This window comes from Mesorhizobium sp. C277A (assembly GCF_040324395.1).
Taxonomy (GTDB): domain Bacteria; phylum Pseudomonadota; class Alphaproteobacteria; order Rhizobiales; family Rhizobiaceae; genus Mesorhizobium.
Genome location: NZ_JAMYVW010000004.1, coordinates 431,830 through 448,496, shown reverse-complemented (window position 1 = coordinate 448,496; position 16,667 = coordinate 431,830). Strand labels below are relative to the sequence as shown.

Annotated in this window: 11 protein-coding genes; 8 read left to right on the top strand and 3 right to left on the bottom strand. The window is 57.9% G+C overall.

The features are described 5' to 3' along the window. Positions 1 to 453: 453 nt before the first annotated feature. Positions 454 to 1,920, bottom strand: a complete 1,467-nt coding sequence (locus NKK52_RS31660) for a serine/threonine-protein kinase (RefSeq protein ID WP_023685505.1) — start codon at positions 1,918 to 1,920, stop codon at positions 454 to 456. Positions 1,921 to 2,099: 179 nt separating this feature from the next. Between NKK52_RS31660 and NKK52_RS31655 the strand changes: the two genes are divergently transcribed. The 8 genes from NKK52_RS31655 to NKK52_RS31620 all read left to right on the top strand — a co-directional run bounded on the left by NKK52_RS31655 (position 2,100) and on the right by NKK52_RS31620 (position 13,420). Next, positions 2,100 to 3,872 carry a KAP family P-loop NTPase fold protein gene (locus NKK52_RS31655; protein WP_023685506.1) on the top strand — a complete coding sequence of 591 codons (1,773 nt, stop codon included), beginning with the start codon at positions 2,100 to 2,102 and terminating at the stop codon, positions 3,870 to 3,872. 54 nt (positions 3,873 to 3,926) lie between these two features. Next, positions 3,927 to 4,643 (top strand): Qat anti-phage system associated protein QatB, encoded by a 717-nt coding sequence (locus NKK52_RS31650; RefSeq protein WP_031204379.1) that lies wholly within the window; start codon positions 3,927 to 3,929, stop codon positions 4,641 to 4,643. Beyond that, positions 4,640 to 5,950, top strand: coding sequence for a Qat anti-phage system QueC-like protein QatC (qatC, locus tag NKK52_RS31645; protein WP_023685508.1), 1,311 nt, complete (start codon positions 4,640 to 4,642; stop codon positions 5,948 to 5,950). The genes NKK52_RS31650 and qatC overlap by 4 nt, the downstream gene beginning before the upstream one ends. Then, a complete protein-coding gene (qatD, locus tag NKK52_RS31640) occupies positions 5,947 to 6,681 on the top strand; it encodes a Qat anti-phage system TatD family nuclease QatD (protein ID WP_023753792.1) in 735 nt (244 codons plus the stop codon). Before qatC ends, qatD begins: the two co-directional genes overlap by 4 nt. Positions 6,682 to 6,991: 310 nt before the next feature. Beyond that, positions 6,992 to 7,879, top strand: a complete 888-nt coding sequence (locus tag NKK52_RS31635; RefSeq protein ID WP_245263155.1) for a restriction endonuclease — start codon at positions 6,992 to 6,994, stop codon at positions 7,877 to 7,879. 364 nt (positions 7,880 to 8,243) lie between these two features. After that, the gene (locus NKK52_RS31630; RefSeq protein ID WP_023796275.1) at positions 8,244 to 9,230 is read left to right on the top strand and encodes a hypothetical protein; all 987 of its coding nucleotides are present in this window, start codon (positions 8,244 to 8,246) and stop codon (positions 9,228 to 9,230) included. Continuing rightward, a complete protein-coding gene (locus NKK52_RS31625) occupies positions 9,223 to 12,840 on the top strand; it encodes a DEAD/DEAH box helicase (RefSeq protein WP_156939305.1) in 3,618 nt (1,205 codons plus the stop codon). The genes NKK52_RS31630 and NKK52_RS31625 overlap by 8 nt, the downstream gene beginning before the upstream one ends. A gap of 331 nt (positions 12,841 to 13,171) precedes the next feature. Continuing rightward, positions 13,172 to 13,420, top strand: coding sequence for a hypothetical protein (locus NKK52_RS31620; protein ID WP_023685513.1), 249 nt, complete (start codon positions 13,172 to 13,174; stop codon positions 13,418 to 13,420). Between the two features lie 199 nt (positions 13,421 to 13,619). On the opposite strand, the gene NKK52_RS31615 is transcribed toward NKK52_RS31620, so the two are convergent. Both NKK52_RS31615 and NKK52_RS31610 read right to left on the bottom strand, forming a co-directional pair. Continuing rightward, positions 13,620 to 15,035, bottom strand: coding sequence for a mannose-1-phosphate guanylyltransferase/mannose-6-phosphate isomerase (locus NKK52_RS31615; RefSeq protein WP_023753786.1), 1,416 nt, complete (start codon positions 15,033 to 15,035; stop codon positions 13,620 to 13,622). 212 nt (positions 15,036 to 15,247) lie between these two features. After that, a complete protein-coding gene (locus NKK52_RS31610) occupies positions 15,248 to 16,234 on the bottom strand; it encodes a nodulation protein NodZ (RefSeq protein WP_023685515.1) in 987 nt (328 codons plus the stop codon). Between the last annotated feature and the right edge of the window lie 433 nt (positions 16,235 to 16,667).

Genomic DNA, 16,667 nt, shown 5'->3' with positions numbered 1-16,667 from the left:
GCACGATTTGCCATTTCGTGAACCCGACGCCACCGTCGTAGGTAGCTGGCAGGTACAATGTGCCTAGGCTCATTCGACCACAAGCCCATGAATGCCCAAAGCAAGCGAACACGATACGCTCCAGAGTAGCGTTGTAGTGGTCTACATCATACAAATTTGATTTGCTGTTCAATGCTATGATTGGGTTTGCCCAAGCCCCCGTCTCCTTCCGGGAATGACGCAGCTGAACTCAGCGTCCGAGATCAAGTGCATTCACGGCTCCACTCTGGAAGTGGCGCCGTTTCTGATCCGATCTCAAAGCAGGATCTGGATGGCTCGCAGGTTTCCGGCCGCCTTGTTGGACTGCGTGCCCTATTTCTGAGGTCGAAGCCCGATCACCGCGATCGATTCGTTTACGCGACTTTCGCTCAAGGCCTCTGAGAGTTGCAACGATACGACCAGCCTCTTAGAGCCTTACCGACGCTCTCTTGGCCCATCGGGCTTAGGCATTTGATGAAATTGGTTCCAATCTCCTTTCACGAGGTCCGGAAGTGCTGATGTCGCCTCCTCGGCGAAATCGCGAATGACCTGGTCGTCGCCATCCCACCCTTTAGGGTCTATTTCCAACACGGTTGGTGAATCGGTGACTTCGAAACTCGGATCCGATTTGGAACCTGTTTTGCGAAGAAAGGCCGAGCAACCCTTCACGGGCCGTCCGTCAGATTCTCTCAATTCGAGGTATGGCAGAACGAACAAGCCGCCGCCATGGAAGCCTATCTTTCGGCAGACAAACATCTGTAGGGCCCAAATCCTTGCATATTTCCCAACTGCGTTCTGAAATGTAATTTCGATGCCACTTATTGGCATGAACAGATAGCGACCAATCTTGATTTGGGATCCAATCCTCACCTCTTGAACGATGGAGTTGATGGCACCGTCCGTGTGGATTGCAGCGGCTCCCGCCTGGAATTGTCGCGTCAGCGCCGCCAAAATCGCCGCGGCGACCGCATTGATCAGGTCTTCGGATCTTGTGCGCTCGGCGCTCTCCTCGAGCTTTCGCTGCGCTTCTGTTGCCGCTGTCTGCTTGAAGTCTTCCAGCGCGGTTAGACCCCGCTTTGAAAGCCCCGATCCTCCACCATTTCGGATGCTCTGGAGCTGGTCGAGGCGCATAATGATAGTGTCCATGGTCGATATCCGCGGAAGCGGGCAGATCATTTGCGTAAGCAGCAGGCGAAGGCCTTCCAAGCCAGGTGCGGCGAGCGTCGGGGCATATTTCGGATCGCTTAGGCTCTCTCGAGGCAGCCGAACGCCTGTGAAAAGAAACAAGATGACCTTGCCAAGCGAATAGACATCGGCGGCAGCCGTCACATCGAGCTGCCCGCCGTGCTCGAGCTCCGGCGCCATGAACAGCGCCGGCCCGACAACTTCGCCCGACGGGGTATTGCGTTGTCTACCGTCCTCGATCAGGCAAATGCCGAAGTCAGATATCCAGACTTCATCGCCATTGCCGGTTAGTAGGATGTTGGCTGGCTTGATATCTCTGTGAATGATCGAGGCGTCGTGCGCAGCCTTGAGGCCCGCCGCTACCTGCTTCGCAACGCCGAGAGTGCGCCCAAGATCGCCGACGAACTGGGCCGCCGATTTGCCGAGGTCGCCCCCTTCTGCAACCGGCATGACGATATACTGCTTCGTCCCGTCCTGCGGCTGTGCGTCGAGAGCAGAGTGATCCAGCAGCTCGATCACATTCGGATGCTTCAGCCGCTTGATCGCGTCCACCTCATTGCGGAAGCGGTCGGCCCGCTTTGGGTTTAGAATGCGCTTGAGGGCGAAAGGGCCATCGCCCGGGTTTTGCCGATCGATGACCTTTATGACGTGACCTTGTCCTCCTTCGCCAAGGTTCCCGTCTATCCCCTCCCACCGATTGCCGTAGATTCTAGCCATTCTTCACCCTCAAGCTGCTCAATGCTCGATCAGTACTCGCTCGGTCGCATGTTGAGCAAGCTCCAATACCCCAATCCCCTACAGCAGCGGCCATAAATGCTAATATTCAAAAGCCGGGCTGCCAATTGACACATGGCCGGACAAGCAGCACAACCGCCGCTTGGGCTTGGAAACTTCTTATGTGGTCCGATTCGGATACCGACGTCGATTTTTTGAACTATTCGGAAGTTGCGGAGATGGTCGTAGACCTTCTCTCTGACCTGAAATTGTTGCCACTTTCTGTCGGCGTGTTCGGCGGTTGGGGAATCGGAAAGTCAACTACACTTCGCCTTGTCGAGCGCGAATTGGACAAGGCTCCGGATCGCTATCTCGTCATCAAGTTCGATGCTTGGATGTATCAGGACTTCGACGACGCGCGCGCCGCGCTGATGTGCGTGATCTCCGGGGCGCTCGTAAAGGCTGCCCCCCCTGCCCTGAAAGACCGAGCGAAGTCGTTGATCGGGCGCGTGAACAAACTGCGGTTCTTGGGCGTGGCGCTTGAGGCCGGCGCCTGGGCTATGGGTGTGCCCACCTTCGGAGCGATCTCCAAAGGTGTGACAGCCGCGGGCGCGCTTTTTTCGGGGTCGGAAGACGACAAAAATCTCGAAGCCGTCAAGGAAGCCGCCTCAGACGTAGAGTCACGGGGCGCGTCGCTGTTGCGCGAGCCGGAAGAGAGGGGCCCGCCCGACGAGATCGACGCATTTCGCGCAGAATTCAAAGGTATTCTCCAGGACCTCGGGAAAACGATGGTCGTCTTCATCGACAACCTCGACCGCTGTTTGCCCCGAAACGCCATCGAGACCATGGAGGCTGTGCGGCTTTTCCTGTTCATGCCCAACAGCGCATTCGTTGTGGCCGCTGACGAGGACATGATCCGACACGCCGTCAGTCAACATTTCAACAGTCCCTCGCAGCGCCACATCACCGACTATCTGGATAAGCTGATCCAGGTTCCGGTCAGGGTGCCAAGGGCGGGCATTCAGGAGGTCCGGGCATACCTTATTTTGCTGCTTGCGAGCCGGTCCGATCTGGACGACGCGGCAGTCGAGAAACTACGGCAATACCTCATCGACCGGCTCCGGACCTCGTGGAAGGATGATGGCGACTTCACAATCGAGGAGATGCTGACTCAGTCAGGCGTGCAGGCGTCGAAGGAGCTGGCGGCTGCGTGGGACATGGCCGACAGAATGGCGCCGATCCTGGCTCTGTCGCCCGGCGTCTTAGGCAACCCCCGCACCGTGAAGCGCATGCTCAACGTGGTGAGGATGCGGGCCAACGTTGCTCGTCGCCGCGCGATGCCTATCGATGAGGCGATGATCACCAAACTGGCGTTGTTCGAGCGTTGCACCGACATCGATGCGACGGAAGAGCTCCATAATCTGATCAACGCCAGCCCCCGCGGAAAGCCCGCTGTCCTGGCCAGCCTTGAACAAGCCAAGCCAGGCGAAACGATCGCTGACTTGCCCGAGAAATGGACGAAACATGCGCCATTTCTGATGGAATGGGCGAAGCTGGCTCCTGGCCTGGCTGGTGTTGATCTGCGGCCTGCAGTCTACCTCGCCCGTGAGACTGTTCCGCTTCGCATGCGATCCGGTTCTCTCGCCGGCGGCGCTGCAAAAGCCGTCGAAACGCTCCTTCAGATCCGGTCAGTGTCTTCGCCCGCTGCGAAGGCGGCGTTGGACAGCCTGCAGCCAGGGGACATGATCCTGGTGATGGAAGCGGTCATCGAGGTGATGAGAAAAGACTCTGATTGGTCGCGGGCACGAATGGATTTTCGGGGAGCGACATTGGTTGCCGACAGATCTGCAGCCTCGGCCGAATTGCTCAACCGCTTTTTCAGATCATTGCAGCTTCCAAAGACCCCGGGATGGGTCTCAACGATGCTCAAGGACAAGGCGTGGTGGGAGGAGTGAAAAAAGGGCATGGGGACATCTTCATCAGCTAAGGGGCGCAAGAGCACCAGCCCAATGGTCCCGCCGCACGCCGACGCCAATCCAGGCCAACCAGTGCCTGCGCCAGAGGGACAGCGGTTCCGGGGCTTTCGTACAGAGTTCGGCCGGGCTTTGGCCGGCGCCGGTGGCGGTTCGCTTTCAGCCGCGCTGGGCAAATATGCGCGAAACGCAACAGGAGGTGTCGCAGTCGGGCCGAGGCGGTTTGGTACTGCATACACGGCCGGCGGCGCGCTCGTCGGGGTGCTCAACGATCTTCAGCAAGGCGGGACTGGCGCTGAGTTTGCGGGAATAGACCTATCATCGCTCAATGGCCGTCCCTTGGCCGAGGCGATTCAGGCCATTGCGCAGGCACTCGCCCCGGAGAATGCAGACGCTGACCTCATCCGGATAGCGGTACAAGAGGCCTTGGCCGAAGTGTTGCCCGAGACCGCGTCGTTCGAACCTGCCGACCTTGACGACGATGCGTTGATCGCCGTCCTAATCGAGTTTTTCACGAGGATCATCTTTCAGGACATTGTCAACGACGCGGGCGACGCCTGGAACAAGGCTCCCGACCAGGATCGCACGATAGAGGCGGAGAACGAACTCTTCGACATTGTCCATGCCGCGGTCGACCGGCACTTGTCGCCTGCTTTGGCCAACGGGATACAGAACATGACGCGGGCACAAGTTGAGGCGAAAGAGCGGCTAGCCATGGACGCCATCTGGGCCGAATGGGAGGGCAATGAGTGACGCTGTGCCGCTTTTTTTTGGACAAGAAGACTTTTCCCGCCGACTGCCCGCCCAATGAATTGCACGTTCTCCTTTATGGCGGTTCAGCCCCAATTGCAGGCGCCGTCGCCATCGGAAACCAGGTCAAAGACCTCTTTTTACGTTTCGGAGTGCAGCCGTCTGCGACGGCGGTGGATTTTGTATCTATCGCGCTTGCCGTCACTGCGGCCGACACATTCGTGCTGAGAGAGGACGCCGCGGACAGCTGGAGCAGGGATATCGAAATCTGCCTGCCGCTGAGAACTCCAGGACCGTGGAATGCGGTAAAACCCCGGCTCCAGCGTCTGCTCAGTTTTCTGAGCGGCGATCAGTGGCGTTTTCACTTTGAAGGCGGCGGAGAGGCTCCTCCCGTTCCCTCAGTCATCCGGCAGCATCAAAGTCGGATAAACCTTGTTGCCGGTGATCTCGTTTCTCTGTTCTCAGGCGGTCTGGACAGCACCATTGCTACGTTCCGCCTCGTCGAGGACAGCGCCCGCCCGATCCTGGTATCTCATGCCTACACCGGCGACAAATCGGTCCAAAACGGCATCGTTGGACGCTTGCCGCAGACCCTTCAACACGTATCGGTCAATGCCTGGCCAAACTCGGAGCGCACGTCGGAGATATCGATGCGCTCCCGAAGCTTTCTCTTCATAGCTATTGCTGCATTGGTTTGTGACGTGAAATCAAGGCTGGTTGGCGGCCGGCCGATCCCGCTGCAAGTCCCGGAAAACGGTCTGATTGCACTGAACGCACCACTAACGCCGAGACGGATCGGGTCGCACAGCACGCGGACGACGCATCCTTTTTTCTTAGACGGCGTCCAGGCTATTTTTGGGGTGGTCGGCATTCCGGCTACGATCGACAATCCATATGCGACCTGGACAAAAGGCCAGATGGTGCGATCGGTGAATGGCGTACAGCTTTTCCAAGCCATTGCCTCGGAAACGGTCTCGTGCGGGAAATGGAAGCGGGAGGGCCAACAATGCGGCCGCTGCGTTCCCTGTCTCATCAGGCGCGCGTCTCTCTACGAAGGCGACGTGGATGACAGGACACTCTACCAATCTGCCAGCCTTCTCGACGTGATGACCGTCGAGGATACTCGTGACGACCTGGTCGCCATGCTTACTGCCGTCAAACGCCTCGACGGTGCGAATCTTGACGCCTGGGTCGCCCAGTCAGGGCCTCTGCCTGCCGATATCGATCGCCGATCGGCCCTTGTCGATGTCCATCGACGCGGTCTAATGGAGGTCGGCAGATACCTCACGGACAGTGGCTTCAAGATGTGATCGATTTTCATTGCCATCTCGATCTCTATCGGTATCCCGAGCTTGCGGTCGAAGATGCGGACAAATCAGGGGCCTATGTCCTCTGCGTGACCACGACGCCAAAGGCGTGGAAGTCAACGTCAGCATTGTGCGCGAACCGGGCACGAATCCGCACAGCCTTGGGACTGCACCCCGAGCTCGCCCTTGAGCGCGAGGGGGAATTGCCCCTGTTCAGGCATTTTGCATCCGAGACAAGGTACTTTGGCGAAGTCGGCCTCGATGGCTCCGAGCACCTGCGAACCTCGAAGGCGGCTCAAGAGCGCGTTTTCTCCGCTATCTTGGCCATCGCAGCTGACCTCGGCGGCAAGATCCTGTCTATTCACAGCCGCCGAGCCGCTGACGAGGTTCTGGATTGTCTATCCAAACAGGCCGCGGCCGGCATTCCCATCTTGCATTGGTTCAGCGGATCTCAACGACAGCTTAGGCGGGCGGTCGACCAAGGGTGCTGGTTCAGCTGCGGCCCTTCCATGTTGAAGTCAGAAAATGGGAAGGCGATTGCAAGAGCCTTGCCGCGCAACCGCGTTCTCACGGAGACCGACGGTCCATTCGCTCTAGAAGGCAGCCGGCCACTTCAGCCAAGGGATTCCTGGCAAGCATTGAAGATGCTATCCGACATCTGGCAAATCCCCGAAGCGGAAGCCGCTGGAATTCTCAAAGACAATCTCGTGGCGCTGACAACGGGAAAGTCCTAACGGCGGGACGGCGCTTTGGTCGGCCACTTCGAGGCTGAGCGATCTGCTTGCTTTTACCTCGCCGATGCGGGAGCTTTTAGGCCGGAAGCGGACTGTCGGGTTTCGGGTTTTGCACAGAGGAAAGTTGCCGTTCTGCATCCGACCCCTTTCCGCCGTCCAAGCTGATCTCGCTGTATCCCGAAAGCAGAATAGCCGATCAGTGGTCAGTGCGTCGCGTGTAAGTGACCCTGGAGACTCGCGTATCCGAATTGCGCGGCCGACGTCCGCCAGTCCAAAATCAAAGAGGGGCGAGGATAGGTAGGACGAGTCGGTGGTAGAGGATATCAAAGCGGTAGATTTGAAGTTGGTAGGCGATCTGTTCGGCGACGGCTACGTGATGGACTTCACCAACCGGACCTACCAGGAGTTCTTCCGAGATGAAGTTGGTGTCGACATCTACAACGACGCCTACTTGATTAACGACGGCAACTCGAAGGGGAAGCGTCTGCGTGCGTTCATGCAGAAGGCGCAGAAAGGGGCCATCGTCAAAGCGCTCCATGGTCTGTGGGAGTATCTCGTCGCCTACATGGCCGGGCACGACGATCCAGTGCCGCAAGGTCGCCAGCGGCTGAACGCCTTAGTTGTCAGGTTCGGCGGCAAGCCCATCCCGGGAGCTGTTGACACCACGTCGACACATGCGCCGCCACCCAAGTCGAATGCCCCAGGGGAGAGTGTCCAGGCCGCGCTGGAAGCAGGCTTCAACATGTTGCACGCGATCAACGACGCGCCACATTCCAGAGGTTATGCCTTCGAAGGCTTCCTCAAAAGTTGGTTCGACGCCTGGGGCTTGCAAGCGCGCAAATCCTTTAAGATCGGCCATGGCGAGCAGATCGATGGATCGTTCGTCCACCGGAATTCGGTCTTCCTCATAGAAGCGAAATGGAAGAACGCCGCGACGGACGCCGGCGCATTGCATGCATTTCAAGGCAAGGTCGGTGAGCGGTTGGAGGGTGCCCGCGGTCTCTATGTGTCCTATGCGGGCTTCACACCGCCCAGCCTCCGTGACTTCACCGCGAAGCGGATACTTCTGATTGACGGCATGGACATTGTGGATGCGCTAAGCCGGCGGCTGTCCTTGGACGAGATCATCGCCGCCAAGCTGCGCATTTCGATCGAAGAGCGTAAGCCTTTCGTCCGAGTGCGCGATTTGTTTCCCTGATCTATGCCCTCAGTCGGCATGGCAACAGTCGTCGATGGACATGCTTTTGGGGCGGCATAGATGAATCTCGACTATTGAATGCGCCAGCGTACCGATATAATTCGTTTTTTACGACAAGGCACGCACGCCGTTAGAGTAACTTAAGCGTCACATCGAGGAAGAGGTGCGGCCATGGGAGCCGCCACTGTTCAACCCGGAAACGGATGATGCCGAGCCGCCCTTCTGGTAGAGTGGTGCAGGTTGAACAAACCCGTGGGCTCGTCGCGCGCACTCAATCGGCGCAGTCAATTTCGCATCAAGTATGGCAATCTTTCTGCCCTTTATGTAAGTACGACTGAGGTGAATACTGACGAGAATATTAAATATGCATACTGTCAAACCTCCTCAGGAGCTACTCGATGAGTGGCTGGAACCCTTCCCGTCTGTTGAAGGGCAGTACGGCCACACCCTTCTCGAACAGCTGATCCCTTCAGACGACCATGTTCGTGCGGGGCTCACACCGTATTTTGAATCTGCCCATCTGGATGCACGAACGTGCTTCCACGAATTCGCCAGCATCAGCCTTCACCCCGACGATGGCGAGTCCGGCTGTAACGCACAGTACCCCAACGCACTTCCTCCAATTTCGAGGCGTGGACTTTTTGGCGAAGTTATTTCTGGCTTGGTAACACAGGCCTACAGTTTTGTCGGGGAGCATGAATGGCTCCTGCCAGTCTTCCTCTTCCGCAATCACGAGGACGCACGGCAATATCTGTTCCAGCTTGTGCGTGACCCCGCCCGCCAACGCCAAGTACAGGGTCGCAAGGGCGATGACTTTATTGCCATCTGCGTTGATGAAGATGGAAAAGTCACAAGGTTTATCGCGGGGGAAGCGAAGTGGCGTGCGACGTGGAATAACTCCGAACTCGACAAGGTTATGCTGGGCGATACCGTGAAGGACCCGGATACAAAGAAAGCGCAACGCGACGACGACGGCAAGGTCATTCGGGATGGTCGAGGTGTCTGGTTTGAAATCAATCGTGCCATCAAGGTGCCTACTGGTGTGAAGCAACTCCAGATGATCCTTGAAGAGTGCGCCAAGGCTGAGTTTGAGACCGTGATCGAGTCACTCGACCGCATCCTGCTCCCGACTGATCCCGATCCATCAGAGCGAACCGACCTGATCCTCCTGGCTGGCGGAACCGGGCCCGCGCGTGCCAAAGGTTCCCCACTGATAGACTGGGAGGAAATGCCGACTGAATATACCGCTGGCCGCGATCTTCAGGTTGTAGAGCTGCTTCTGAAGGACGGTGATGCGCTGATCGATGCCATTTATGATGGCCTCTGGGCCGATGATGATGACGATGACTGACGCTGCCCGTGTCGAAATTGCCGAGAACGTCCGTGCGGCCCTTGCAGAAGACCAGGTTCTGACACCGCTGCAGGCGCGTTCGTTTGTGCGCTCAATACAGACCAGCTGGCGGGTGGATACTCTCGAGTGGCCCGCGGCGGACTCTGCGGAAACCCTGTCCCAGGCAATGCGCCTAATACACGCCGCTCAGATTCTGGGCACACTTGAAGGAGGCAGCGACTCTGAGGCAAAGCTCGCCTACAGACGTGCTGGCGAACTGTTCGAGTGGCTGGCACGATCAGACGACGAACTCCGCAATACGATCCCGCTCGCGCTCTTTGGGGCCGGCGCATATCAGCTGGGCGGTCTTCCTGCGATGGCCACCGGCCTACTTCGTCAGACGGATTATACCGACATCGGACTTCAACTCTTTGCGACCTTCCTAAGCGCTAATTTCAATGTCGTTGTCGAAAAGTGCGCAGCTTTCTGGGACGCCCATCCGCAGCTGACAACACGCGAAGCCGGAGCTACCTACTTCGCAGATGCCAGCGCCGAAGACATGTCATGGCTGGCAACCGTCGAACTCGTGCGCTGCCTTGGTCTTGCTTCTCATTCCCTCCGGAGAGGAGATGACGCTCGCTTCGACGCGGCCCTGAGCCACCTTCGGCGCATTGAAAAATTCCTCGTACGGGCAGCGCCCGATGACGTGGCGGTCCTCGCGTTCTTCCTGCGATCAGCGTGTGAGCGCTATGGAAAATCCACGATCTATGGGTCCATGCGAGCCCTGGGTGCACTCAGACCGGTAAACAGTAATTATCTCGAGCGCTTCGCGCGCGTGCAGTATGAACGCGGTCGCGGACTCCTCTGGTCATCACAGCAGCAGGGCATTGAACGGCTTCTCAATGAGTCGTCTTTTGCCTTATGCACGCCTACCGGATCAGGCAAAACGATGATCGCCAACATGGCAATCGTCAAAGAACTTCTGCTCATGGCGCCGAACGATGGAATAGCCCCTCTTGCGCTGTATCTTGTGCCGTCCCGTGCGCTTGCAGGTGAGGTCGAGGCCAAGCTCACGTCAGAACTGGGACGTGAGTTTCTGGTCACCGGGCTATACGGCGGCGCCGACTGGGGCATCACCGATGCATGGCTCATAACAAACTTGCCTACCGTCCTGATTGCGACGGTTGAAAAGGCCGATGCGCTTCTTCGCTATGTTGGCCCCATGCTTCTCGCGAGGCTCCGTCTGCTTATTGTGGATGAAGCACACCAGGTCGTGGTCGAGGGCAGTGTGCGTGACCAGGAAAATCTGGCTAACCACAGTAGCCGTGCTTTGCGCCTCGAAAATTTGGTTTCGAAAATCATCGCGCGTAAGCCGGATATCGTGCGGATCGCACTGACGGCTGTTGCAGGCGGAGCTGCGGACCCCGTGGCACGTTGGATACAATCTGATGCCGAGGCGGAAGCAGTTGGAAGTTACTATCGCAGCACCCGCCAGGCGGTTGGCATCTTTGAAGTGCGCAATAATAACAGGACCCCGCGTCTCACTCTCGACATGCTGAATGACAGGCTGCTCGCAGTGCGCGGGCGAGAGGAAGGCCTGTACATCTCGCTTCGCATACCACCCATGCCGCAGGCCCCACCGCGTATACGCAACAGTCTCAACCACAACACCCAGAATGCCCTTCTATGGTACGCGCTGCATCTCACGGACCGACGCATTCTCATATCCATTCCGCAGAGCCCCGAAGATACCATGCGATGGTTCGCGGAGGCCCTTTCCCTCGACGACTGGGCGGATGCACCGCGCTTTACTCCGCCGCAGGATGGCGACGACGCCGCGCTCTTCGCTGAGGCACGCGTCGTATGCATAGACTACTGCGGGGAAGACTCTCACGAAGTCAAATTACTCGACCACGGTATCGCGACGAACCATGGCCAAATGCCACAGCGCCTGCGCCGCATGATGGTTGCTCTCATCGAACGGTCCATCTGCCGCATTACGGTCGCAACGGCCACTCTGACCGAGGGCGTTAATCTGCCGTTCGATATCATTTTCCTCCCCACGCTCAAACGGACACGGTTCATCGGCCGGCCCCGTCCGAGGCAGGAAGAGATCCCGCTGTCCACGTTCGAGTTCAGGAACCTCGCCGGCCGGGCCGGGCGACCGGGAGCGGCAAACGGCATGGAGGGTATGATCCTTGTCGCCATACCCGTGGGCATATCTACGACAGCTGCTGGGCCGAGGCAGACACAGATCAATCAGATGAATGCCTGTCAACGGGAATACGATGCACTGCTCCGTCGCCTCACCGCAGACGCCGCAGGCGGAGGCGAGCACAACAGCCCGCTGGCACTACTGCTCCAGACGTTACACGACGAAGCTTCGCGCTTGGAAGGTATCGACAGCGACGACGATTTTCTCACGTGGCTGGAAGAGACAGCTCCACTTGATGTTTCTCCAGATGCTGGAACGGCTCAGGAGTCTGGACATGCGCAGCTGGCCGACACCCTAGATGAGCTCGATGGCTTAATCCTGTCGGCGATCGAGGAAATTCGCGCAATAGATGGCGCAGAATTTAGCGGCGATCAGGCAGAGGGCATTCTTGCCAGTATCTGGCAGCGCACATTTGCACTTGTATCAAGCGGTCTGGAAGATTGGATGGAGCGGGCATTCGTCAAACGCGGGCGCGGCGTCGTTGAAACTGTCTACCCGGATGCAGCAGAACGGAAAAAGCTTTATAGTTATGGGTTCACGCCACAGGTGGGCCGACGTTTTGATATCGTCGCCGACACGCTGCTTGAGCTACTCGAAGATGCCGATGCGTATGGCGACCTCCCTGACAATGAACGGCTTGCAATCTTCAATGGCCTTGGCAGAGAAGTCGCAACCGATCAAGGTTACGGATATCTGGTGCGCGATAGCATCACATCACAGAATCTCTTCAATAACTGGCGGGGAGTGCTTGGTTGGTGGATGAAGGCAGCTGGGGCGGCCGGCCCACAGCCGGACAATCTCCGCGACTGGCAGATTTTCGTAGCTGACAATTTTGAGTTTCGTCTCGGTGTGGCTGTCGGTGCTGTTGTTGCGCGACGCTGGACGGAGCGGTCTGCAGATCCGTTTGAAGTTCCGAGTCTCGCAAACTGGAAGGATGTAACAGAGCTCCCATGGTTCGCGTTCTGGGCTAAGGAACTGCTACGCTGGGGTACACTCGAGCCCCTCGTCGCGTTTATCCTCTCACAGGGAATGGCAAGATCACGCGCTGAGGCCGAGCAACTGCGACCCGCTTTTGTCGATTGGTTGAATCAGCAGCCCGGACTTGAGGAAGCTGGTGGCGACGATCTCATCGATCCAAATCATTATCTGGAATGGGCGCGTAGCCGTCGTCCCGCTGCGGGCCCCAACCTTCCAGTGCGTAGGGTCGATGTCAATCTGACGGGAACGACGGGCAATCGAGGCACATACGCTGTTCTCCCAATTCTGAGGGATGGACGGATGGTTTGGCTTGATCCATCTGGATATGAGATCGCAGAGGGTGAAAATGCGGATGGCTTTGTCGAGGCGCGCCCATATGCACATGACTACGAACTTTCGACCGATGATGTGACTTCCCGCGTACGCCGAACTTTCTGATTATGATCTCGTTGAACTCAGCCGCTGCCGCAGCGCGGATCGCAAAACAAAGGGCCGCTTTGGGGCGCAAGGCTGAAAGCACGCACCCAGGCACTATGGTGTTGACCAGAGCTCCAAGTTCCCTCCGATTTCGATGAGAGTCCCTGGGATTTTTGACGTGCGGCCATCGTGACTGGCAGCTTTCGGGAGTTGGTTGCGCCGACCTGAACGATCGAAAGTGGGCGCTTTGCGGTCCGTCAGGAATGTCGCGCACGCCCTGCGCCTGGCACCACTCGAGGAACTGGCCGACTCCCAGCTTGGCGATGGAAGTCGTCTCCTTCGAACCGTGCCGATGGCCTTTCAATCAGCGATTGCCGGGATCATGCTTGCCGCAGACCTGGTCAAGCATAGTGCGGGTTTTCCGATGAGTCCGACGACCAGCACTCGCGTGAATCTACCGCGCCCCTTTGGTTCTTACCTCCATGATCCGAAAGCCAAAGATTCCAGCGGCCGCTGCATCTGCAGCGATGAGGATTTCGTTGCCGCCTACAGGCTGAAATACGGCTGTGCCGTTGAACAGCTGAGCAATGGGTCCGCCTAAGAAAGATCTGAAGTTTTCGTTACCGCGGACGGCGCGCTGTCAAGCGCTCACCGATGTTTCGACCACGATCGAGTGCCTGATGACAGTGCGGGGCGGATACTATGACACGCTCGGCCCGCTGCTTGCCAATGTCAGGCCCAGCACCCACGACAGAGATCCTTGAGCGACGGCTCGCCGTTAACGTTTTTTGTACTGTTATCTACGTTCGACCATATTCGTCGTCGAAGCGAACGATATCATCCTCGGCGAGATAATCGCCGCTCTGCACTTCAATGATAACCAGGTCAATTCTGCCTGGGTTTTCGAGCCGATGCTTATGGCCGCAGGGGATGTAAGTAGATTCGTTTGTCCCCAGGAACAACTCCTGCTCGCCATTGACGATTTTGGCGGAGCCGCTGACCACGACCCAGTGCTCCGAACGATGATAGTGCATCTGCAGGCTCAACTGGCGACCGGGCTTCACCTCGATGCGTTTGATCTTGAAGCGCTCGCCTTCCTCCAGAACCGTATAGGTACCCCAGGGCCGGTGTACCGTGCTATGGACCAGATGAGCTTCATGTCCCGAAGCCTTGAGGCCCTCGAAGAGCTTCTTAACGTCCTGAACGCGGTCGCGGGATGTGACAAGCAAAGCGTCCGGGGAATCCACGATCACCAGATCGCTTACGCCCACCGTGCCGATGACGCGCTTGTCGGAGCTCACATAGGTGCCGGTCGTGTCGACCATGTGCACATCGCCGCGTATCCTGTTCCCGCTTTCGTCGGGGGCGATCAAATCGGCCATTGCGTTCCAAGATCCGATGTCGTTCCAATCCATGTCGCAGGGAATCACGGCAAGTCTGTTAGTCTTCTCCATGACAGCGTGGTCGAGCGAGATTCGCGGCGCGGAACCGAAATGCTCAGGCGCGAGTTCGATTTTGGCAAAGCCTTGGCATTGACTGGCGCGGCCGTTCTCGTAGCTGTCGGCGACGGCCTGGAGCACCTCGGGACAATGCAAAGCCATCTCGTCGAGCATGGTTTGCGCACTGAAGCAGAAGATGCCGGCGTTCCAGAAGAAGCGTTGAGACGCGACATAGGCCTTGGCTGTATCCAGATCCGGTTTTTCAACGAAACGGACGACGTTCTCACCATCTGCTTCGATGTAGCCGAATGCTGTGTCCGGTCTGGTTGGGGTGATGCCCAATGTGGCGATCCGCCCGAGCTTCGCATGTTCCATGGCCAGGCCCATGACGTCTAGAAACGCAGGCAGGTTGCCAATCAGGTGATCGGCCGGGAAGACGCACAGGATCGCGTCAGGGCCTTGCGTTGCCCTCGCATGGATCGCGGCTGCAGCCACGGCGGCGGCCGTATCCCGAGGTTCGGGCTCGAGCAGAAAGGTGCGTGGCAGGACCACGGAATCCAGTTCGTCAAATTCGTCCTTGGTCAGGAAGAGGTGTTCCCCGGATGTCACAGCGACGAGTTCCACGACACCTTCTATCGAAGCGACGCGCAGCACAGTGTGCTGAATGAGAGAATATCCATCCGCTACTTTGAGGAAAGGTTTGGGGTGCGATTGCCTTGAGGCGGGCCATAGCCGCGATCCGGCTCCGCCGCTGATGATCACGGGAATGACTTTCATAACCAACCTCAATCTCGTCTCTGGAGTGATCGCCCGCGTTGTTTCGAGCGTCAGCGTCACGATCGCCGTCGCTCTGGCTTGTCTGCGGCCGCGCGTAACAGCGAAGTTCTGGTGCGTTGCAGGCGGCGTCAGATGACGACGCTATCGGTAATGTACGACGCCTCCACTGATGCCTGTTGGTTGCCTCTGCCGAATTGCGCAGGTGGCGGGTCTTAACTGAGATCAGAGACTTGGCTGTCTTCTATCAAAGTCAAACGACTTGGCTCCTTCAGATCGAATTCAAGTACCCGTGGTGCGAATAGACGTGCATATCGTGTAAAGGCGCTCGTCGGGGGAAACCGAATTACGGTATCGCAGCGCCCGAGAAGATACATCTCAACGAGGGCGGAAATTCCGCCGTCAATCCCGAGTGCTGCAGTGTGTAAGGGGCCACCTTGATTGGATCCGAAGTGCTTCGGGACAGTGAGCAGATCGGGAAACCTGGCCGCCAGAAGATCCAGTATCCGCGCGCTGTCCGTGCATAAGAACAGCCGCACAGGCCTGGGGTGCGGTAACGCCTTAGCCTTGTCAATTGCAGCGCACACTTGCCGAACGGCGAGCTCCGGATCGGCCCAGTAGGGCGCATGCTCCATGATGTCTTCACCGTTACCGTGCCGAACATGAATCCCGATGATGCTGTGCCCCTCAAAACATTCCTGATAAATGGCATCTATGCGGGCTTGAATTTCTGGCCGAGGCTGGACACTCTGGAACACCTGCCGCTCTGCATCCTCATCGCACCGCCACATCAGACAAGCGTCACACACTACTGTGTTCGCTTCGACATCGTGTTCGGCCTGAAAGAGCTCGCCCAACTCATCGCGCTCTTGGAAAATCTGCTCATCTGGCCGGTAAAGGCACTCGATCGCCGGCCTGTTCCACCACTCCGGGAAGAATGGACCGGGGAAGGAAACGTCGTTGATCCGGTCGTCGGAAATAGCCGGCACGCCAGCGATGTCATTGATCGGCTGGAAGAACACCGGAAACGCATTTGTGAAGGGTTGGTCGAGGTAGCAGGCCCCCCGCCAGTCGATGACTAGAGTTCGTCCCGACCGCTGCGCGTAGCGCCAAGCGGCCGCCAACGACCACAGACAATCACCGAACCCCGTACGCCTCCGAGAGACGACGAACCGGCGCTTTTCCACTCCACTAACATACATTTTCGGAAATCTCGTTTCGGAGAGGAGGTTGCATCCGGTTTGGAATCCTTAGTCGACACTAGTAGACCCTGACGCCGGGCCCTTGGCAGAGGCCGGGCCATAGGGCAGAAGAGCTCACTCAGCACTGCCCACTAATCCCGTGACGCTCGCAAAGCTTGAAGCCGATGCCCTCGCTTGGGGTTGCCCTCGCTTCCGGTTCAGCCTTCTCTACTGGGCCTCCGCCGCATATGTAAAATCTATTGAGTGGATGCCGGCCATCCATGTGTTGGATGCCATGATGAAGGGGCTCGGCTGACGCGGGCCCGGTCAATAGAGCCGAAACAGCCGGAAACGCTAAGACACTGCCTGCCGAAGCAAATCATTCCGTCGACGCCGTACGCCAAGGGTGCAAGGCTGCATACAGCAACCGGTACCGGGCGAGATGAGGTCGACG